General features: G+C 64.9%; 18 protein-coding genes. 5 read left to right on the top strand and 13 right to left on the bottom strand.

The features are described from left to right. Window positions 1–27 precede the first annotated feature (27 nt). The 9 genes from FG91_RS02780 to FG91_RS02740 form a co-directional block, all read right to left on the bottom strand. Complete coding sequence (locus tag FG91_RS02780) at window positions 28–2,394, bottom strand: TonB-dependent receptor (RefSeq protein WP_037511817.1); 2,367 nt, start codon at window positions 2,392–2,394, stop codon at window positions 28–30. Window positions 2,395–2,578: 184 nt separating this feature from the next. Continuing rightward, entirely contained in the window at window positions 2,579–2,914 is a 336-nt protein-coding gene (locus FG91_RS02775) for a 2Fe-2S iron-sulfur cluster-binding protein (protein WP_037511815.1), read from the bottom strand. Continuing rightward, complete coding sequence (locus FG91_RS02770; protein ID WP_037511564.1) at window positions 2,914–4,332, bottom strand: cytochrome P450; 1,419 nt, start codon at window positions 4,330–4,332, stop codon at window positions 2,914–2,916. Before FG91_RS02770 ends, FG91_RS02775 begins: the two co-directional genes overlap by 1 nt. A gap of 98 nt (window positions 4,333–4,430) precedes the next feature. Continuing rightward, entirely contained in the window at window positions 4,431–5,234 is an 804-nt protein-coding gene (locus FG91_RS02765) for a helix-turn-helix domain-containing protein (RefSeq protein WP_081940379.1), read from the bottom strand. A 57-nt stretch (window positions 5,235–5,291) separates the two neighbouring features. Then, window positions 5,292–5,924: a Dabb family protein gene (locus FG91_RS02760; RefSeq protein WP_037511562.1), complete on the bottom strand. Its 633-nt coding sequence runs from the start codon at window positions 5,922–5,924 to the stop codon at window positions 5,292–5,294. Continuing rightward, window positions 5,917–6,282: a hypothetical protein gene (locus FG91_RS02755; protein ID WP_037511560.1), complete on the bottom strand. Its 366-nt coding sequence runs from the start codon at window positions 6,280–6,282 to the stop codon at window positions 5,917–5,919. Before FG91_RS02755 ends, FG91_RS02760 begins: the two co-directional genes overlap by 8 nt. Then, on the bottom strand, window positions 6,272–7,261 hold the full coding sequence (locus FG91_RS02750) for a quinone oxidoreductase family protein (RefSeq protein WP_037511558.1): 990 nt from the start codon (window positions 7,259–7,261) through the stop codon (window positions 6,272–6,274). Before FG91_RS02750 ends, FG91_RS02755 begins: the two co-directional genes overlap by 11 nt. A 64-nt stretch (window positions 7,262–7,325) precedes the next feature. Then, on the bottom strand, window positions 7,326–9,584 hold the full coding sequence (locus FG91_RS02745; RefSeq protein ID WP_081940378.1) for a TonB-dependent receptor: 2,259 nt from the start codon (window positions 9,582–9,584) through the stop codon (window positions 7,326–7,328). Between the two features lie 177 nt (window positions 9,585–9,761). Beyond that, window positions 9,762–10,904 (bottom strand): LLM class flavin-dependent oxidoreductase, encoded by a 1,143-nt coding sequence (locus tag FG91_RS02740; protein WP_037511555.1) that lies wholly within the window; start codon window positions 10,902–10,904, stop codon window positions 9,762–9,764. A 143-nt stretch (window positions 10,905–11,047) separates the two neighbouring features. Between FG91_RS02740 and FG91_RS02735 the strand changes: the two genes are divergently transcribed. After that, complete coding sequence (locus FG91_RS02735; RefSeq protein WP_037511552.1) at window positions 11,048–11,812, top strand: SDR family NAD(P)-dependent oxidoreductase; 765 nt, start codon at window positions 11,048–11,050, stop codon at window positions 11,810–11,812. Window positions 11,813–11,825: 13 nt separating this feature from the next. On the opposite strand, the gene FG91_RS02730 is transcribed toward FG91_RS02735, so the two are convergent. The 3 genes from FG91_RS02730 to FG91_RS02720 form a co-directional block, all read right to left on the bottom strand. Then, window positions 11,826–12,275, bottom strand: coding sequence for a nuclear transport factor 2 family protein (locus FG91_RS02730; protein WP_052187240.1), 450 nt, complete (start codon window positions 12,273–12,275; stop codon window positions 11,826–11,828). Next, entirely contained in the window at window positions 12,276–13,448 is a 1,173-nt protein-coding gene (locus tag FG91_RS02725) for a sulfotransferase family protein (protein WP_235211914.1), read from the bottom strand. A 96-nt stretch (window positions 13,449–13,544) separates the two neighbouring features. Next, window positions 13,545–14,732 (bottom strand): helix-turn-helix transcriptional regulator, encoded by a 1,188-nt coding sequence (locus FG91_RS02720; RefSeq protein ID WP_235211913.1) that lies wholly within the window; start codon window positions 14,730–14,732, stop codon window positions 13,545–13,547. Here FG91_RS02720 and FG91_RS02715 point away from each other — a divergent pair. Further along, the gene (locus FG91_RS02715; protein WP_037511548.1) at window positions 14,731–15,666 is read left to right on the top strand and encodes an alpha/beta hydrolase; all 936 of its coding nucleotides are present in this window, start codon (window positions 14,731–14,733) and stop codon (window positions 15,664–15,666) included. The genes FG91_RS02720 and FG91_RS02715 overlap by 2 nt on opposite strands. A 28-nt stretch (window positions 15,667–15,694) precedes the next feature. Here FG91_RS02715 and FG91_RS02710 read toward each other — a convergent pair whose 3' ends face one another. Further along, entirely contained in the window at window positions 15,695–16,471 is a 777-nt protein-coding gene (locus FG91_RS02710; RefSeq protein ID WP_037511545.1) for an SDR family NAD(P)-dependent oxidoreductase, read from the bottom strand. A 140-nt stretch (window positions 16,472–16,611) separates the two neighbouring features. Here FG91_RS02710 and FG91_RS02705 point away from each other — a divergent pair, with 140 nt between their 5' ends. The 3 genes from FG91_RS02705 to FG91_RS02695 are packed head-to-tail and all read left to right on the top strand — an operon-like array spanning window position 16,612 to window position 19,270. Continuing rightward, window positions 16,612–17,691, top strand: coding sequence for a Rieske 2Fe-2S domain-containing protein (locus tag FG91_RS02705; protein ID WP_037511542.1), 1,080 nt, complete (start codon window positions 16,612–16,614; stop codon window positions 17,689–17,691). Window positions 17,692–17,726: 35 nt separating this feature from the next. Continuing rightward, window positions 17,727–18,521 (top strand): SDR family NAD(P)-dependent oxidoreductase, encoded by a 795-nt coding sequence (locus FG91_RS02700; RefSeq protein ID WP_037511539.1) that lies wholly within the window; start codon window positions 17,727–17,729, stop codon window positions 18,519–18,521. A 2-nt stretch (window positions 18,522–18,523) separates the two neighbouring features. Then, window positions 18,524–19,270, top strand: a complete 747-nt coding sequence (locus tag FG91_RS02695; protein ID WP_037511537.1) for an SDR family NAD(P)-dependent oxidoreductase — start codon at window positions 18,524–18,526, stop codon at window positions 19,268–19,270. Window positions 19,271–19,276 lie beyond the last annotated feature (6 nt).

The raw sequence follows: 19,276 nt of genomic DNA, 5'->3' as shown, positions 1-19,276 counted from the left end.
GCTTCACGAGATCATGGCCTGTGCTCTCTAGAATTTGAAGCCGAGCTCGACGCCATAGCTGCGCGGATCGCCGTACATGACGCCGGCGAAGCCGAGCGAACCAAAGTCGATCCCCGAGAGCGCATAATCTTCCTTGGTCAGATTCTTGCCCCATACCGAGATCGAGGCCTTGGCACCGCCGACCGCGATGTCGGCGATCGAGAGCCGCGCGCTCAGCAGCCCGACCCCGCCGTCGGAAATCTCCTCGTTGAACGGGTTGACCGGGTGCCAATAGACCTTGCTGCGATAGCTCCAGTCGGCGCGCGCGATCAGCTTGCCGAAATTGCCAAGCTCGGTTTCATATTGTGCGCCGACATTGGCGGTCGTCGCGGCCGAATATTGGAACTTGGCGACGTCCGAAATATCGGTGGCGACGCCGGTCATCGGATCGACGAAGGTGAACCTTTTATATTTGCGGTCGGTATAGCCGAACGACGCATCGACGGTGAGCCCATCGGCGATCTGCGCCTGCAGCTCGGCTTCGATACCGGTGTAGGTGGCCTTCGCGGCATTCACCGTCGTGCTCGCCGCGCCGCCGGTGCCGGCGAGGAACTGCTGCACCTGAAGGTCGTCATAGATCGCGTGGAAAGCGGCGACGTTGAAACGGACGCGGCGATCGAACAGCTCGCTCTTGAACCCGATTTCATAGGACACGAGATCCTCGGGATTAAAGCCGTTATTGTCCGCGGCACGGGCGTTGAAACCGCCCGCCTTATAACCCGTGCTCACACGGGCGTATGTCATAATGTCGTCGCTCCAGTCATAGGAGATATTGGCAAGCCAGTTCAGGCGATTGAACTTGCGCGTCAGGTCGCGCGGCGCGGTCGGCGCCGGCGCCGCCTGGATCAGATGCTTCTTGTCCTCGGTATAGCGAATGCCGCCGGTGATGCTCAGCCGGCTGTCGAGCGCCGCCGGTTTCCAGGTAAGCTGGCTGAACGCCGCGACCGACCGCGAGATGTGGCGATAGGACAATAGCGTATCGAGGTTGACGCCAAAGCTGTTGAGGTTGACCCCCGGCGCGATCGGGATCGGCACCGGCGAAGGAAGGACCAATGTGAAGCCTTGCGGATTCACTTCGGTCGCGCGCTCGCGGAAATAATAGCCGCCGAGGACATAGTCGAACTCGTCGCCGATCGAGCCGATCAGGTTGAATTCCTGGCTGAACTGCTTCTGATGCCGCTCATTGCTGGTGTGGAACAGGTCGATCGGGCCGATGCCCTGCGGAATGAAGGCATTGGGCGGCACGAGGATCGCGGGGCTGACGAGGAAGCCGACGAGACCCCCGTTGCCGTCGAGATCGGAGCTGTCGCTCACATTGTCCCACTTGCGATAGCCGGTGATCGAGCGCAGCGTCGCGTCGCCGATCTCGAGGTTGAGCGTCAGCGAATGGCCCTGCACCTTGTCATGCGCATTGCCGTCGCGATCGAGCCGGATCTGCGACAGCCGATCCTGCGAAACCTGCGGCGCGGTGCCGCCGAACGCGGGCGAGAAGCTCAGATACTGAAGGATGTCGGGGCGGATCGCGCGCAACTGGAACGCATTGGCGCGGCCATTGCGGTCGCTCGAGTCAAAGACATAGTCGGCGGTGAAGCCGGTGCCCTTGTCAAAGCGGACGGCAGCGCGAACCGCGTCGGTGTTGCGCGCGCCCGGATCGCGCTTGTCGGACGGTTCGAGCAGATTGTCGACGGTTCCGTTGCGCTGGCTGTGGTAATAGCCGAGCTTCAGCGCGAGGCCCGTATCGCCCAGTTCGCCGGTGTCGATCAGCGCCTTCACCATATATTCGTCGAAGCTGCCGTAGCCGACCTGCAGGCGACCGCCGAAATCCTTCGACGGCTTGGCCGAGATCAGGTTGACCGCGCCGCCCGTCGTGTTGCGGCCATAGAGCGTGCCCTGCGGCCCGCGAAGGATCTCGACGCGCTCAAGATCCATCATGTCGAACAGCGCGCCCGCCGAACGGCCGACGATGACGCCATCGACATAAAGCCCGACTGCGGGATCGGCGGTCAGGATCGGGTCGTTGTCGACGATACCGCGGATCGAAATCGACGGGTTGGCCGTCGCCGACGGCGTCTCGGTGATGATGAGGTTGGGCGCCGCGCTGCCGAGCGCGGCGACGCTGGTGATGCCGCGCTGCTCGATGGCTTCGGCATTGATCGCACTGATCGCGAGCGGCGTGTCCTGCAGGCTCTCCGCGCGCTTCTGCGCCGTGACGATGATTTCGGTCAGTCCCTCGGACGCGGCACCCTCGGCCTGCGGCGCCTGTTCGGCCTGCTGCGCTTGCGCGGCGCTGGCCATCCAAGGCGCGAGCAGCGCGATGGCGGCCATCTGCGTGCGGCGATGTGTGCGTGCCTTCATCAGTCCCATCCCTTTCCCGTGTCGATTGTGGCGTATTATGCGCCACTTTTTATCAATTTTCACATGATGCGTAATATATGCAATACATACCTACGCAAGAAGGTAATTCAACACCCCTTTTTGGTGGTGGCCGCGCACAAAAAAAGGGGCGGCAAAGCCGCCCCAGTTACCGCCCCTAACTCATTCAAACCCCGGGCTGTTCTTTGGGGATATGAACCCGCAGCCCGTCCAGCTCCTCGGTGATATGGATCTGGCAGCTCAGCCGGCTGCCCGCCGTGACCGCGATAGCGTCGGACAGCGCATCGAGCATGATGGCCTCGTCCTCGCCCGGCGGGCCGACTCGCTCGATCCACGCATCGTCGACATAGACGTGACAGGTGCCGCACTGGCGCACGCCACCGCACAAGGCATCGATCCCGTCGACGAGGTTACCGATGGCGAGGTGCATGACCGCCATGCCCTCGAAATTGGTGCAGGTCTTTTCGCTTCCGTCGGGCTGGACATAGGTGACGCGCGCCATCAGTTCGCGCCCTTCGCATGCGCCGGGCATCCCGCGGCGGCGGCAAGCGCATCGACGTCCGCGGGCGCGCCCGCGGGGATGGTCCGCCGTTTGTAGCGCACGCGGCACGGCTGTTCGGGCCAATAGGTGCCCGCACCGGCGATCGGGCGCGGCGTGTCGATCAATTCCATGTCGTAACGCTGGAGCAGGATGGCGATCAGCGCCTTCATCTCCATCCGCGCGAAATTGACCCCGGCGCAGCGGTGCATGCCGCCGCCAAAGCCGATCAGGCTGTTCGATTCGACCTTGCTGTCCGCCCGTTCGGTGTTGAAACGTTCGGGATCATAATCGTCGGGCCGGTCGAAAATTTCGCTCATCCGGTGGCTGACCGAGGGCGCGAGCAAGATCCAGTCGCCTTCGCGAACCTGATAGCCGTCGCGCTCGAAATCGGCGGCCGCCTTGCGGATCATCGTGAAGGCCACCGGATGCAGCCGTTCGGTCTCGCGCAGCGCGAGGTCCATCTTCTGCATCGCGATCGCCTGTTCCCAGCTGAGGTCGGCGCCCGATGCCGAGCCCAATATGGCTCCGATCTCGCCGCGCAACACATCCTGATATTCGCGGTTCTGGAGGATATCGATCATCGCCCAGCTGACCTGTCCCGCGGTCGTTTCATGCCCCGCCCAGACAAGGAGCAGGATCATGTGGATGATCAATTCGTCGGGGATCGGGCGGCCGTCGGGATAGGTCGACGCGACCATATCCTGAAAGAAATCGGCAGGTTCGACCGGGTTGGCGCGCCGCCGCCTGATCCAGTCGCCAAGGATCCGGTGCAGCTTTTTCTTGGCCGCCTGGCTGCGCCGCATCTTCTTGGTCGGCAGCCACAGGGGCAGGACAAATTCCATCCCGCCGGAAAAGTCGCGGAACAGCTCGAAAAATTCATGGCCAAGCTTCTGCTTGAAATCGCGCCCCATGAAACTGTGCGCTGCGATGTCCATGACCACCGGCCCGAGGGTCGAGATGAGATCGAACTCCCCGCTGTCGCCGAGCCGGTGACAGAGCGCCATCGCCTCTTCGGCCATCACCGGCACATATTGCTTCATCGCCGAAGCCTTGAAGCGCGGCATGATGACCGCACGCTGGTTCAGATACTCCTCCATCTCGGCGAAGGAGTAAAAATTGGGCGAAAACATCTTGTGGAAGAAGGGCATCGATTCGCGGATCGACAGCAGCTTGTCGGTTTCCTGAAAGACGAAGCGATTATTGTCGGGGCCCAGCATCACGACCATGTTCCGCCCGCCCATGCGGAAGGAATAGATCGGGCCATGTTCCTGATAACCCCGGCGCAGCAATCCCACCGGATCCTTGAAGAAGTCCGTCAGGTGACCGAGGAACGGGACGCCGCCGCGCATCGCGGGCGGCTGCATGGCAATGGCCGACATCGAATTTCTCCCTCTCGCGCCGGCATCGGGGCCGGCTTGCGGCCTGTATCGCGCTATCGCGCCGCATCACCGAGAGGATCGCATGATTGTAGCGAATTTTAATCCTTGAAGGATCGCTGTTCGCGACTTTCGGCACGGAACGCCCCCGCGGTGACGTCGCGTGCGACCATCGGCAGCGGGATCGGCGTCGACGCGATCAGCAAGCCGACGTTGGTCTTCACCGCAGGCGGCAGCAGGGCATCGCGTGCGATCAGGTCGCGGACTTCGCGAAACAGGCTGACGAGCCGGCGTTCGAGCAGGATGCGCGAGGCGTCGGACAACTCGCCGATCTCGAATTCCCAGATCGAGCCCTTGGCGGAGAAATCATATTGGAGAAACTCCTCCTTGACCCGCCGGTCGAAGAAACGCCGCATCGGCCCGCCGCGGCGCCAGCTGATGCTGCGCGCGGTCATCAGGCGGATGACGTTGCCGGCCAGCAGCTGGATCAATCCGATGCGTTCGAGCTTCATCAGCGCGGGGATCAGCAAGGTCTGGTCGATCGCATAGTCGCGCTCGATCCGCTCGACGGTCCAGCCGCCGGTCGCGAGGTGAAAGCAGAACAGCGCCAGCGGATCGTCGACCAGCGCCTGCTCCTGCGCATCGCTGAGCATATCGGGCATCGCGGGCTGCACCGCGTCGGCAAGCCGTGCCAGCTCGAGAAAGTTGATCCCGGCGAGTTCGCAGATTTCGTCGATCCGCGCGAGCGTGAAGCTGCGTTGCGCAAAGGTACGGCGAACGCTGGCGTGGCTGATGCCGAGCGCCGCCGCGACGTCGGCATAGGTCAGCCCGCGCTCTTTCAATACGCGCTTCAGCGCCTCGACCAGATAGTTGCTTTGCGTATGCAATCGCCCTGCCGCCGTCATTCGCACCACCTTTCGTCGCGATCACCATGCCTGCGGATCGAGGCCGGCGCCATGCGATTATAGGACGGACGCGTCCATCGCGCAGAAGCTGTGACAGAGCCGCGCATCGACGATCCGCTCGGGACATTCGGGATCGAACCAGCGATCGATCCGCGCCCAATGATAGGGGTGCATCATATAGGGGCCCATCAGCCCGGCCGCGTCGGCATATTCCTGTTCCCAGACGTGCGTCCAGCGGCGCGCCCCCGTCGCCTCGTCGGCTCGGCTGAGCTGCCAGTTTCGGATCGCAGGGATATAATATGGCATCGTCCGCGTTTCGGCCTCGAAGCGGTCGACAAGGGCGGGATCGATGCCTTCGTCGACGCTAAGCAGCAGCACGCGGTAGACGCCGTTTGCAAGCCCGGGATCGGACCGCCCACCCAACCCGCTCTGATAGGCAACACCATCGACCGAAGCGACCGCCGGGGTCGCGAGCAGCGGCGCGAGCGCCGCGTCGAAATCCGAGCGCTGCATCGCGTCGTCGAATGCGAAATGCGCGAGGAGGTCGCCGCCGAAATGACTGCCCGCCAGCGTGGGGGCGACAAGCTGGCGATAGGCGGAGTGCGTTTTAGCCAGCGCGTGTATCTCGTCGGCCAACGCCGACACACTCGCGGGGTGGGCAAGGGTCACGAGCCGGGTCAGCTTATACATCGCAGAGCCTCTCAATATCGGCGGGCGCCGAAGCGAAGAAGCGGCGCCGGCTGACCGCGCGCGCGTCGACATCGGCCCACCAGGCGGCGACGTCGGGGTCGTTGCCGCCGACAAAGCGCATCTGCCACCACGCCCCCGCATCGGCGAGCGACCAGCGAAAGACGAGTGTGTTGGACTGATCGTCGAGCCACATCGGCGGGCTGACGAGAATCTGTTCGAGCGTCATTCCACGTGCCCGCGCGCCGGGCGCATAGCGCGCCAGATAGTCGCTGAGCAGTGCCTTGCCCTCGCCGGGCTTCGCGACGATCTCGTCGATCGCATGGACCATCGGCGCAGCCACCGTGTCATCAGTCGTCATGGGGCGCCACCTCCAGGATGATCTTGCCGCGGACATGCTGGCCTTCGATACGGCGATGCGCCTCGGCGGCGTCTCCGAGCGGCAGGATCTCGATCGCGGGCGGCTTCACCCGCCCTGCGGCGCAGAGCGCGGCCAGTTCCTTCAGATGCTGCGGCAGGCGCATGACCGCGTTCATGTTGGACAGGATGCTCACCCCGTTCGTCGCGGCACGCGCGACCTCATCGGCGCTCGCCTGAGACACCAGCGTGGCAATCTCGACATAGCGCCCGCCCGGCGCGACGATATCAACGGCGGATGACAGCAGGCTGTCGAGCCCGACCGCATCGAGAACAAGGTCGACGCCGCCCGGCGCCCATTCGCGCGCCGCCTGCGCGACATCGCCGGCGCGATAGTCGATCGCATGGTCGGCGCCGAAACCCCGGACATAGGACAGATTGTCGGGGCCGCAGGTGGCCGCGACGCGCGCACCAAGCGCATGCGCGATCTGGATGCCGAGGCTGCCGACGCCGCCCGCGCCGCCATTGATGAGCACGGTCTGCCCCGCTGACAATCCGCCGACGTCGGCAAGGCCGCCATAAGCCGTCGTCCCCGCGACCGGCAGCGCGGCGGCCTGCGCGAAGCTCCACTCGTGCGGCAAAGGCGCGACAAAAGCCGCGTCGGCGATGCAATATTCGGCATAGGAGCCATCGCGTCCCTGCCCCTGTCTGGACATGCCGAAAACGCGGTCGCCGGGAGCGAACGCATCGACGCCCTCGCCGACCGCCTCGACAATGCCGGCAAAGTCGAAACCGAGCACGAAGGGGAAGTGATAGTCGATATAGGCCGACAGCTTGCCGACCCGAGTTTTCCAGTCGGCGGGATTGACCCCGGCGCAGATGACCTGGACCAGCACCTCGCCCGCGCCGGCTTCGGGCGTGGGCAGGTCGCCCCAGACAAGCTGTTCGGGACCGCCGAATCCGTTGATGACCATCGCGCGCATGCCATTCTCCTTATCGACCGATGGCGAAGGGTCCGGTCGCGCCATGCGGCCGAACCCTGCCCCGTCAGCGCCGGAAGCTGAGCGTCACCCAGTAACGGCGCGGATCGTTGAAATAGCCCTCGACGAAGCCGAAGCTGGTCGAGGCGTCATAGCCCGCGGTCAGCACGCGCTTGTCGGTGATATTGTCGACCGCGAGGCGGAGCGACAGCCCCTTGGCGGGCAGCGTGAATTCGGCGCTGGCGTTCAGGATCGCATGATCGGGCGCGCGCATCAGCGGCGAATTTTCGACATCAATCCAGGTGAGGCTGCGGTAGGCGGCGTCGAGCCGGAAGCTCGCGTCGACGCTGTCCGACAGCGCGGTCGAATAGACGATGCTGCCGCTCGCGGTGAGGTCGGGCGCCTGCTTGGGCTTGCGGAAGCTGACGTCGGTGGGAACGCCGCCGATCACCGAGGTGTAGCGCAGATATTTCGCATCGAGATAGCCGAACGACCCGCTCAGCCGAAGTTCGCGCGAGACGCGAACGTCGGCCTCCAGCTCGATCCCCTGGATCCGCGACTTGCCGGCATTGTCGGTGCGCACCACGATCAGGCCGGTGTTCGGGCTCACCGTCGAGATCAGCAATTGCTGATCCTTGTAATCGTTGCGGAAGGCCGAGAGGTTCAGAGTGACAAGCCCGCCGAGCGTGGTCTTGAGCCCCGCCTCATAGGCGGTCAGATATTCGGGATCATAGGAACCGATTTCCTCGACCGAGGTCGGCCGCCCGTTGAAGCCGCCGCTGCGGAAACCGCGCGACCAGGAAACATAGCCGAGAATATCGGGGGTGAATTTATACGAGAGCGAAGCGCGCGGCGTGAACGCCTTCCAGTCCTCGCTCAGCCGATAGGAAGGCATGCCCGCGAGCAGCGGCTGCTGGCTGTAGATCCGCATCGCGGCCTGGTTCCAGACCTTCTTCTCCCAAGTGTAGCGCGCGCCGAGTTCGAGCGTCAGCGCATCACTGACGTCAAAGGTCGCGTTGCCGAACAGCGCATAATTGGTGGTTTTTTGCCGGTTGGCGAAGTCGATGTTGAAATCGAGCGCGGTGGCGAGCGCGGGGTCGAAACCCGCCGCGATCAGGCGCGGATAAAGCCCGTCGGCGACATAAAGCAGCGTGTCGTCGCGCGATTTCTCGCGGAAATAATAGGCGCCGAGCAACAGCGAGCCGCGATCGAACAGACTGGTCGCATATTGAAGTTCCTGCGAGATCTGGCGCGCACTCTCGTCGTGGATGTCGCCGGCATAATTGACCGCCGCCGAGGCATCGCCGTCGCGCCCGAAGATCGCATGGACCCAGCGATAGGCGCTGATCGACTTCAAGGTGCCGCCGCCGAGATCGGCCGAGAGCGTCAGCGTCGCATTGGCGGCATCGGTATCGTCGCGGTTGAGGAAGTCGGTGGTGTCGGTGCGGTTGATGCTGCCCGGCGCGGTGCAGCACGGCGCGATGAAGGCCGATTGCAGCCCGGAAAAGAAAGTCGGGGTGAAAGACAGCATGCTGTGCGGCGTGCTGTTCTGGCGGCGGCGCAGCCCGTCGACGGTCAGCACGGCATCGATCGGCGATGCGTCATAATGCAGCGTCAGCCGGCCCGCCTGGACATTGCGATTGCCGAGATTCTTGCCCGAGGGGACTTTCTGCCAGCCCTCGCCCCATTCGCCGAGCGCGGCGACGCCGATCGCGAGATTGTCCGAAAGCCCCGCCTCGACATTGGCGCGCAGCCGGACATCGTTGAACGAACCATAGCGGACGTCGCCCTCGAGCCGGTCACCCGTCGGCACGCGCGAGACGACGCTGATCGCGCCGCCGATCGTGTTCTTGCCGAACAGCGATCCTTGCGGCCCGCGCAGCACCTCGATCCGGTCGATGCCCAGAAGCTCGGTGGTCGCGCCAAAGCTGCGCGCCACATAGACACCGTCGATATAGAGCGCGACCGCGGGGTCGGAGGTGATGATGAAATCATTCTCGCCGACGCCGCGGATGAACGCCGAAACGCCGCCGCTGTTGCCGCCCTGCCCCGGCGTGAACTGAAGATTGGGTGCGACCTGACCAACATCGGTGACGCCGTCGAAGCCACGCGAGTCGAGCTGCGCGCCGCCGATCGCGGTGATCGCGATGGGCACGTCCTGCAGCTTTTCTTCGCGCCGGCGCGCGGTGACGACGATCTCGGTGGATTCGTCTTCGTTCGCCACGTCCTCGGCGGCGGGCGCCTGCTCCTGCGCGAAAAGCGGATGCGCCGTGGCGAGCGCCACCAGTGCCACCGACGCGCGCGCGAAATGCCTGTAATTTTTCATATTTGCCCCTCTGCGACCCGGATCATTTTTCCGGGAGATTGCTTCTCTTATGCAGCGCGAATGACATCGAGAGAAACGCATTTCAACATCAAATGACAACTTAATGTCATATATGCGTGCACATAGAAAGATTCCTGGTCGCATTTCATGACTTTCGGCGCGGCAGCGCGCGAGCCGCTATTTTGCGGCGACCGCAGCCTGCGCCCTGAAATGCGGGATCACATGGGCTCCGATGTTGCGGATGGTTTCCAGAATCACCTCGTGCGGCACCGCGCCCATCTGGAAGAGGAAGAGGATCTCGTCGGCCCCGGCGTCGAACAGGCGCTGGACGTAGCGGATGCAATCGTCGGGAGTACCATAGGCGTCCTGCACTTCCTCATAAGCACCGGTATGTTCGGACCCGATGGTGATCTTTTCCTCGGAAAGATAAGCGACAACCGCCGCCTTTTCCTGCTGGAGGATCGCCGCCTGCTCGTCGCCCGAGAGGTCCTCGACCGTCGGCTTCGGACCGCCCTGATACCAATAGCCGAGCGATTCGACGAAGAAGCGCTGGCCGCGGAGGCCAATGCGCCGCGCCTTTTCGCGATCGTCCAGCACGAGCGCTGGACAGAGCGCGGCGAGATGTTCGGTCGGACGGAAGCCGACCTGATCCTCGGCTTTGCGGTTCGCCCAGGCGGCACGATAGATCGCATTCTTACTCGCGATGTCGTCGGGTCCGGCAAAGCCAAGCACGAGCGCGCCGATCCCGCGCGATCCGGCGGTGGTCAGCGCGTCGGCGCGCGTGCACGCCATATAGAGCGGCGGGTGCGGGTCCTGATACGGCTTGGGATGGATCGGGCGGCGCGGAATCTGGATATACTCGCCATCATGTTCGATCTCGTCCTGCACCATGATTTTCGGGATCAGGTACATCGATTCATCGATCATCGGCTGAAGCGCGCCGAGGTCATAGCCGAAGGTTCCCGCCTCCTGCTGCGTCCCGCCCTTGCCCATGCCGAAGTGGACGCGGCCCTTGGAGAGAATGTCGAGCGTCGCGATGCGTTCGGCGACCTTGACCGGATGGTTCATCGCCGGCGGCAGGCAGACGACGCCGTGCCCGATGCCGAGCCGCGTCGTCTTACCCGCGAGGAAGGCGAGGAAGGTCTCGGGCGCCGACATATGCGCATATTGGGTGAGCGCGGTGTGCTCGACCGCCCAGACGGTGTCGAAGCCCATCTCCTCGGCGAGCAGCGATTGCTCGACGATCTCGTGAAAGCAGCGCGCTTCGTTTTCGCGCGAGGTGTCCACCATCTGCGCTTCGTAAATGATCGAGAATTTCATGGGCGTCCGTTCCTCTCCGCTATCGCGTATTTTTCGCGAACATAGGGCGCCGATTTGGGCGCGTTCCTCGTCCAATTGGATCAATTCGCCTGCCCCCGCCGGTGCTACGAAATCGGGCAACGACGGATGGAGAGAGGATCGAGATGGGCATGTTCGAGGGCAAGGTCGCGCTGGTGACCGGCGGCGCTTCGGGAATCGGCGTGGCGGCAGCGCTGCGCTTTGCCGAAGAGGGCGCGGCGGTGGTCGTGGCCGACATCAACGAAGCCGGCGCCGAAGCGATCGCCGAAAAGGTTCGCGCCGCCGGCGGCCGCGCGCGCGCGATCCGCTGCGACGTGAGCAGCGCCGCGGACAATGCGGCGATGGTCGCGGCGGCAAAGCAGGATTTCGGACGGCTCGACGCGGCCTTCCTGAACGCCGGCGCCTATGCGCAGACCGGCTTCGACGAGTCCGACGCCGCGACGCTCGACAGCATGATCGCGATCAACCTCAAGGGTGCCTTTCTCGGTCTGCAGGCGGTGCTGCCCGCGCTCGAGCCGGGCGGCGCCGCGGTGGTGACCGCGTCGACCTCGGGAATGATCGGCCTCAATGTCGCGGCCGCCTATAGCGCGGCCAAGCATGGCGTGATCGGCGCAGTGCGTTCGGCCTCGCAAAGCTTCGCGCGGCGCGGGCTGCGCGTCAACGCGATCTGCCCTGGTCCCGTCGCGACCGCGATCCTTGGCGTCACCGAATCCGCGCCGATCCAGCCCGCCGACGCGCTTGCGCTTCCCGGCGCCGACGGCCTGCTGCTGCCGCAGCATATCGCCGAAGTCGCGCTGTTCCTCGCCAGTCCGCGGTCGGGCGGGATCAACGGACAGTCGCTGATCGCCGATGCGGGCTTTCTTTCCAGCTACCCGCCGATGCCCGAATGAGCCCGAGGGCGCGTCAGTCGCGCTCGACGCGGATACGGCTGAGCCGGGTCCTGGCGATCAGCCAGCGCCCGCGTGCCTTGCGATAACAGTCGTGATAATGCCCGAAACCGTGGCGCGAGCGGCCGGCAAGGTCGCTTCCCTCGCCCGCCCAGAAATGGTCGTCCATCGCCCAGATGCCCTCGGCGTCGCGCGCGCCGGTAAAACGGATTTCGAAGCTGTGGACATGATGGACCGTCGTCGCATGTTCGAGCGCGGCGGCGACGCCTGCGACAAAGGCCTCGGCACCGGTGGTCAGAAGTTTCTCGTCGGCCTCACCCGGCATTTCGCGAAAGTCGCCGACCATGTCGTCGGTAAGCAGGCTGCGGAGCAGCGCCCAGTCCTTGGTGTCGAGCGCGCGCACATAGCGCGCCTTGAGCAGCCTTATCTCCTCGATCGCAGCGAGGTTGACGGCTTCGGTCATCATCTATTCCCCTCCCAGGAACGCGGCTCGATAGGCCGCGAAACGCTGTTCTACATCGGAGCGGACCAAGCCGAAATCCTCAAGCGCATATTTATGCGGCGCGCGATCCTCGCGCTTGTTGGCTTCGATCCATTCAGCCATGCCCGCACGCACCGCGTCGGTGACATCGACCCCGGCCGCCTCGAGCACGCGCACGCCCTCACCGATCGGATCGCCCAGCAGATCGGCGTAGCGGACGTCGACGAAATTCTGTCCCGCAACCTGCCCGCGCACCGCCATGAAGCGGTCGAGCAGCTCGGCGAGCCGCGGCACCCAGAAGGCGGCGACGCTGGCCGGATCGACGCTGTCGGACACCATTTGGTACAGGCTGTGCTCCATGCTGCAATAGCTCGGCACCGTCGCAACCGGATCGCGGTGCGTCATCACGATCTTCGCCTCGGGGAATATCTCGATCACCGCATCGAGCGCGAGCAGGTGGCCCGGGGTCTTGAGCACCCATTTCGCACCCGCGCGGCTCTGGTCCTGCCATTGCAGCGACTGGAGGATCTGCTTGAGGTCGCGATAGCATTGGATGCGGTCGTTTTCGGTCAGCCAGCGCGCGTAGCCCGGAACATGGTAAGTTCCTTCGATCATCGTGCTCGAATAGAGCTGACCGAGGATGATCAGTTCCTCATCGGGCTGATCGATGCTCATCGGATGGATCGACATGAGGTCGGGGATCGTCGCGAGCATATAGTCGAGGAAGCCGCGCGCCGCCTCACGCCGCGGTTCGGGGTTGCCACGCTCCTCCCCTGGGAAGGGCGCGTAATTTTGGGTTTCGAACCAGCGGGTGCCGGTCATTCCCGGCGCCGAGGCGAGCATGCGATGGAGCATGGTACTGCCTGTGCGCGGCAGCCCGACGACGACCGCCGCGACCTCGACCGTCTCGTCGAGAATTTCGGGATGCTGCTTGATCAGGTCGACGTGGCGCAGGCGGTTGACGAGGCCATTGACGATCATCGCCGAGGCGCTCGCAACGCCCGCCTCGCTGAGCCGGGCTTCGGTGTTGAGCGCCGGGATCAGCGCGTCGATATTGGCGAAGAACCATTCATTGCCGAAATCCGAAAGCCCCGTCTGCTCGCACGCTCGCGCCACGAGCACATCGCGATTCGGCACCTGGCCAATTGCCTCTTTCACGGCTCATCCTCTCTGCATTATGATAGCAATTTTATATACGACATACGATATTCGTATTCATACATGCTATCATCTACGCAGAAAGAAGCAATAGCCTTAGGTGCTGGAGCCGCCCAATTCGGTCATGCCGGCGTGGAGCAGGTGCACAAGCTGCGACTGACGCCGGGCGCCGGTCTTGGCGAAGATCGAGCGCAGGTGCGAGCGGGCGGTGTTGTGCGCGATGCCCAGCCGGTCGGCGGCTTCGACCAGCGAACCGCCCCCGGCAAGCGCCGCGGCCAGCATCGCCTCCATCCGCGTCAGCTGGAACAGGTCGCGGATCGCTTCGGGATCGGGCGCCGCATCCTGCCCCGGATCGCTGATGAACAGAGCCAGCGCCGCGCCCTTGCCACCGCGCATGAACGCCGGCGTCGTCACCGCCTTGGCGACGACGCCCAAATCGCGCCGCCCCGAGGGCCGCTCGATACGGAAGCGCTGCGGCGGCGAGGCGGCGGGATCGGCCTCGGCATCGAGCAATTTGAGCAGTTTTTCGAGCGTGCGGTGCGCCGTACCCGCCACCAGCCGGAGCCGCCCGCCAGCCAGCGTCAGCCCGTCCTCCTCGGCCAGCAGCCGCTCGGCAACCGCGTTGGTGCGGATCACCTTTCCGTCGTGGTCGAGGGTGATCGCCGCGACGCCCATCTGTTCGACAACGCCGCGATAGACGCCATGCTCGGCGCCCGACGCCTGCAGCCGTTCGAAAAGCTGGATGGCATGGCGCAGATGCGGAACGAGCGCCTGCAGCGCATCGCGTTCGGCGGAGCCGAAATCGTGACGGCTGCGATCGCGCGTCACGCGAAGCCGCGCCTCGAAACCGCTGTCGAAACGCAGATCCACCCCGAGAATCTGGTCACCTCCCGCGGCTTCGAGGAAGTCGCGCCAGAAATCGCTCGCGCGCGCCGCCCCTTGCACAAAGTCGCTGAACGACAAGACCTTGCCTTCGGGAAGACCCTTGAACGGGTCGCTGGCGAAGAAGCTTTCGGCATAGTCTTCGCTGGTTTGCGGATCGGCGTCGGGGGTGACGATCGTCCCGGGCTTGCGCGTGCCCGGCATCGTCAGGATCAGCGTCGCATAGGTGCCGTCGAGATGGAGCGCGAGACCGCGCAGGAAATCCTCCCACGGCGTGTCCGTCAGCAAGCCGCCGAACAGGTCGGCGAGCAGCTTCGAAAATTCCGCGGTCGGTCCGCCTGCCTTCACCATCGCACCTTCATTTCCACCCATTCCATCCCACAAGCCGGAGAGTTTTGCCATGCCCATTGATCCCGCCCTCGCGCCGTTGCTCGATATGATGAACGCGCTGCCGCATCTGAACGCGCCCTTCGATCCCGCCGCGCTGCGGCTGGCCGACGAACAGCCGATGCCCGTTCCCAAAGCCGGCGTCGCCGAGGTCCGCGACGTGACGCTCGACACCAGCGCAGGAGCTGTGAATGCGCGCCTCTATCACCCCATGCCCGGGACGACGCTGCCGTTGCTCGTCTTCATCCACGGCGGCGGCTGGGTGTTCGGGACGCTCGATACGCATGATCCGCTGTGCCGCGCGCTCGCCGCGGCGGCCGAGATCGCTGTGCTCTCGCTCGAATATCCGCGCGCGCCCGAGCATCGCTTTCCGACCGCGCTCGACACCGTCCGCGCCGCCGTCGTGACTGCGGTCGAACAGGCCGACGCTCTGAGCATCGACGCCGGCCGGATCGCGGTCGGCGGCGACAGCGCGGGCGGCAATTTGTCCGCCGCATTGTGCCTCGCGACGCGCGACGAGGGCGGGCCCGCGATCGCGCATCAGCTGCTCCTCTATCCCGTGGTCGACAATGACTTCACTCGTACCTCCCATATCGAGAACGCCACCGGCTACATGCTGAGCAGCGAAATGATGCAGTGGTTCTGGGCGCAATATCTGGGCGATGCCGGTCGCGCCGCCGGTCCCCTTGCGACCCCGATCCGCGCCGACAGTCTCGCCGGCCTTCCGTCGGCGACGATCGTCACCGCCGAGTTCGATCCGCTGCGCGACGAAGGCATCGCCTACGCCGAGCGACTGAAGGCGGCTGGCGTGGCGGTGACGCATGACCATTTCCCCGGCGTGATCCACGGCTTTGCCAGCATGCTGGGCATGCTGCCGCAGGCCGATGTCGCGGTGGGAACGGCGGCCCGGGGATTGCGGGCCGCCTTCGCGATGGAAGCCGTGGCGTAACGGCGACGCCGGGGTCTGCGCCGTCGCGTCAGGCCCCGTAACCGCCCGCGACCGCAATCTGCTGCCCTGTGATGTAGGCAGCTTTGGACGAGGCAAGGAAGACAGCGGCATGACCGATTTCCTCGGGACGACCCCAGCGCTTGATCGCGAGGTTCTTGTGCACCTCGGCGGTCCATGCGTCGTCGAACACGCCCTGTTTCGAAAGTTCGAGAAACATGCCGGCCTCGATCACCCCGACGAGGATGGAGTTGGCGCGGATGCCATGCTTCCCCTCCTCGCGCGCGATGCCGCGGACCAGCGCCTCGTTCGCGGCCTTCGGCGCGACCGACAGGCCGTCCTTGTCGGGCCAGCGCAGGTCGCCCGCCGAACCCAAATGGACAAACGAGCCGCCGCCCTGTTCGCGCATATGCGGAAGGATATGGTGCGCGGCGCCGAAAAAGCCGTGGACCTCGACATCGATCGCCCGGCGCCATTGTTCGGGGGTCGTTTCGGCGAGGTGGACCTGCGCGACGAGCGGCCCGGCGCCCCACAGCACAGTGTGGATGCGCCCGTGCGCGGCGACGGCGCCCGCGATGGTCGCGGCCAGCGCGGCGTCATCGGTAACGTCGCACTGATGCAGGCTCGCCTTGCGCCCCGACGCCTCGATGCGTTCGGCCAGCGCCTCGGCCTCCGCCTGTTTCGAGCGCCATGCGATCGCGACGTCACTCCCCGCCGCAGCGAATTCACCGGCAACCGCCGCGCCGATGCCGCCGGTCGCACCGAAAATCAGCGTCGCGCCCTCGGGAAACTGCGAACCTTCACCCATCTTCACCCTCCTTGAACCACAAAATATTGCATAATGTCGATTATAGTGAGATATGTTATCGAAATGCGATGGTATCGCAAGTTTTCAAAACGCAAAATGACAATGCCCGATGCAAACCGGGCATGAATGGGAGATTTCCGATGGCGACAACCGCAGACTATGGGCTGGGCGACCAGATGTTTCCGCGCGGCTGGTTCATGATCGCCGCCGCCGCCGAACTGGAGGGGACGACCCCGCTGGCCGTCCGCTTTTTCGGCCGTGACCGGGTGCTCTATCGCGGCGAGTCGGGGCAGGTTTATCTGGTCGACGCCTATTGCCCGCACATGGGCGCGCATCTGGCGAAGAACGAAACGAGCTTCGTAATCCGCGACAATGAGCATGTGCAGGGCGAATCGATCCGCTGCCCCTATCATGGCTGGCGCTTTGGCCCCGACGGCAAGTGCAACCAGATCCCCTACTCACCGCAGAAGATCCCCGCGGCGGCCAAGCTCGAAAACTGGCCGGTGATCGAACGTGCGGGCTGCATCTGGATGTGGCACGACCCCGAAGGGCTCGAGCCCGAATATGAGCTGCCGCCGTTCGAGGAATATTATCAGCCGCATTGGGTGAAATGGGAACTCGACCGGCTGGGCGAACTCGCCAGCCATCCCGTCGAGATCCTCGACAATATGGCCGACCGCGCCCATTTCGAGCCCGTCCACGGCAATGACGCCGTCGATGTCTTCGAAAATGATTTCGACGGTCACCGCGTCGTCCAGAGGCTGCGCGCGGGGCACCGCACGCTCCAGGGCGACGCCCCGCTCGAAACCGACACCTGGTATACCGGGCCGGGCATCCTGCAATCGCGCATGTCGGGGCAATTCCCCGCGATCATCATGATCGCGCACACCCCCGTCGACGACGGGGTGGTGAAGGTGTGGCACGCGCTGCTGGTCAAGGTGCCCAATGCCGAACCGACCGCGGACGATGTCGCGATGGCGCGCGCCTATCAGGCCGCGGCCTGCGCCGCCTTTGCGCAGGATTTCGAAATCTGGTCCAACAAAAGGCCGTGCGTCAATCCGATGGCGGTGCAGGGCGACGGCCCGATCGGTAAATTGCGGATCTGGTATCGCCAATTCTACAACAGCCGTGCGCGCGCCGAGGAATTCCAGAAGCGCGTCAACGGCACGCACGTCACCCGCGGCACCTTGTCCGCGCCGTTCGAACAGAAGGTCGCCTGAGGGCGGCAACACAGACAGAAATCAGGAGAAAATGCGTGGCAAGACTCGCGGGTAAAGTTGCGATCGTAACGGGTGCGGCACAGGGCATGGGCGCCGCGACCGCGCGGCTCTTCGCGGCCGAGGGCGCCAAGGTGGTGCTGTGCGACGTGATCGAGGACAAGGGGCAGGAAACCGCGCGCGAAATCGGCGAGAGTGCCGTCTTCCAGAAGCTCGACGTGCGATCGGAGGCCGATTGGGAACGCGTGGTCGCCGAGACGGTCCAACGCTTCGGCAAGCTCGACATCCTCATCAACAACGCCGCCATCGTGCATTTCAGCCCGATCGAGGCGATGCCCGCCGAGGACATCGAGCGCGTCCTCGCGATCAATGTGATGGGAACGATGCTCGGCGCCAAATATGCCGCGCGCGCGATGACCGAGGCCGGACGCGGCGTGATCGTCAACATCTCGTCGGTCGACGGCCTTCGCGGCTGCAACGGCCTGTCGGCCTATACCGCCAGCAAATGGGCGGTGCGCGGGCTGTCGAAGTCGCTCGCCTATGAGCTGGGGCCGCGAGGCATTCGCGTCTGCACCGTCCACCCCGGCGGCGTGAACACGCAGATGGGCAATCCGACCGGCCTCACCGGCGATGCGCTCAATGTCGGCTATGAGCGCGTCCCGCTCCAGCGGATCGGCGAGCCCGAGGAAATAGCGCGCGCCAGCCTGTTCATCGCCTCCGACGATGCCAGCTATATCAGCGGCGCCGAACTCGCGGTCGATGGCGGCTGGTCGGCGGGCTATTATCAGCCCTTCCTGCCCGGCGCGCCCGCAAGCCTGATGGGTCAGCCCTGACCATGCTGGCGGGCAAGGTCGCGCTGGTCACCGGCGGCGGCCAGGGTGTCGGGCGCGGCATTGCGCTCGCACTCGCCCGCCGCGGCGCCCGGGTCGCCCTCGTCGGCCGCACGCCCGCCAGGCTCGAAGCCGTCGCGGCGGAGATCGGCGACGGGGCCACCTGCTTCACCGCCGACATCAAGGATGCGGCGGCGGTGAGCGCCGCGGTGCACGCGGTCGCCGAACATTTCGGCGGGATCGATATTCTCGTCAACAATGCGCAGGAAGTGCCGCTGGGGCCGCTGCTCGCGGTCGAGGACAGCGCGTTCGAGGCGGGCTTCGCGTCGGGTCCGCTCGCGTCCTTCCGCCTGATGAAGGCCTGCCGCCCCTATCTGCGGCAGCGCGGCGGCGGCACGATCATCAACCTCGCCAGTTCGGCCGCGGTCCGCTGGGACATGTCGAACTATGGCGCCTATGCCGCCGTCAAGCAGGCGACACGCGCGCTGACCCGCGCCGCCGCCGCCGAATGGGGGCCGGACAATATCCGTGTGCTGGCGATCGCGCCGCACGCCAATTCGCCGGGACTGCAAGGCTGGGTCGACGACAACCCGGAGGAGGCCGAGGCGTTCTTCCGCACGATCCCGCTGCGCCGCGTCGGCGACTGCGAGGACGATATTGGCAATGCGGTGGCAGCGCTGTGCGGCCCCGACCTCAGCTATCTGACCGGGGCGACGATCCCGCTCGACGGTGGGCAGGCCAATTTCGGCTGAAGGGAC

The sequence above is a fragment of the Sphingopyxis sp. LC81 genome (assembly GCF_000756375.1).
Classification (GTDB): domain Bacteria; phylum Pseudomonadota; class Alphaproteobacteria; order Sphingomonadales; family Sphingomonadaceae; genus Sphingopyxis.
The sequence above is the reverse complement of the archived record's forward strand: the minus strand, read 5'-3'. Positions and strand labels throughout refer to the sequence as shown.

Excerpts from the sequence above, each read along its gene's own strand:
- FG91_RS02780 (WP_037511817.1), bottom strand. The coding sequence starts at position 2,394 with ATGAAGGCACGCACACATCGCCGCACGCAGATGGCCGCCATCGCGCTG.
- FG91_RS02775 (WP_037511815.1), bottom strand. The coding sequence starts at position 2,914 with ATGGCGCGCGTCACCTATGTCCAGCCCGACGGAAGCGAAAAGACCTGC.
- FG91_RS02770 (WP_037511564.1), bottom strand. The coding sequence starts at position 4,332 with ATGTCGGCCATTGCCATGCAGCCGCCCGCGATGCGCGGCGGCGTCCCG.
- FG91_RS02765 (WP_081940379.1), bottom strand. The coding sequence starts at position 5,234 with ATGACGGCGGCAGGGCGATTGCATACGCAAAGCAACTATCTGGTCGAG.
- FG91_RS02760 (WP_037511562.1), bottom strand. The coding sequence starts at position 5,924 with ATGTATAAGCTGACCCGGCTCGTGACCCTTGCCCACCCCGCGAGTGTG.
- FG91_RS02755 (WP_037511560.1), bottom strand. The coding sequence starts at position 6,282 with ATGACGACTGATGACACGGTGGCTGCGCCGATGGTCCATGCGATCGAC.
- FG91_RS02750 (WP_037511558.1), bottom strand. The coding sequence starts at position 7,261 with ATGCGCGCGATGGTCATCAACGGATTCGGCGGTCCCGAACAGCTTGTC.
- FG91_RS02745 (WP_081940378.1), bottom strand. The coding sequence starts at position 9,584 with ATGAAAAATTACAGGCATTTCGCGCGCGCGTCGGTGGCACTGGTGGCG.
- FG91_RS02740 (WP_037511555.1), bottom strand. The coding sequence starts at position 10,904 with ATGAAATTCTCGATCATTTACGAAGCGCAGATGGTGGACACCTCGCGC.
- FG91_RS02735 (WP_037511552.1), top strand. The coding sequence starts at position 11,048 with ATGGGCATGTTCGAGGGCAAGGTCGCGCTGGTGACCGGCGGCGCTTCG.
- FG91_RS02730 (WP_052187240.1), bottom strand. The coding sequence starts at position 12,275 with ATGATGACCGAAGCCGTCAACCTCGCTGCGATCGAGGAGATAAGGCTG.
- FG91_RS02715 (WP_037511548.1), top strand. The coding sequence starts at position 14,731 with ATGCCCATTGATCCCGCCCTCGCGCCGTTGCTCGATATGATGAACGCG.
- FG91_RS02720 (WP_235211913.1), bottom strand. The coding sequence starts at position 14,732 with ATGGCAAAACTCTCCGGCTTGTGGGATGGAATGGGTGGAAATGAAGGT.
- FG91_RS02710 (WP_037511545.1), bottom strand. The coding sequence starts at position 16,471 with ATGGGTGAAGGTTCGCAGTTTCCCGAGGGCGCGACGCTGATTTTCGGT.
- FG91_RS02705 (WP_037511542.1), top strand. The coding sequence starts at position 16,612 with ATGGCGACAACCGCAGACTATGGGCTGGGCGACCAGATGTTTCCGCGC.
- FG91_RS02695 (WP_037511537.1), top strand. The coding sequence starts at position 18,524 with ATGCTGGCGGGCAAGGTCGCGCTGGTCACCGGCGGCGGCCAGGGTGTC.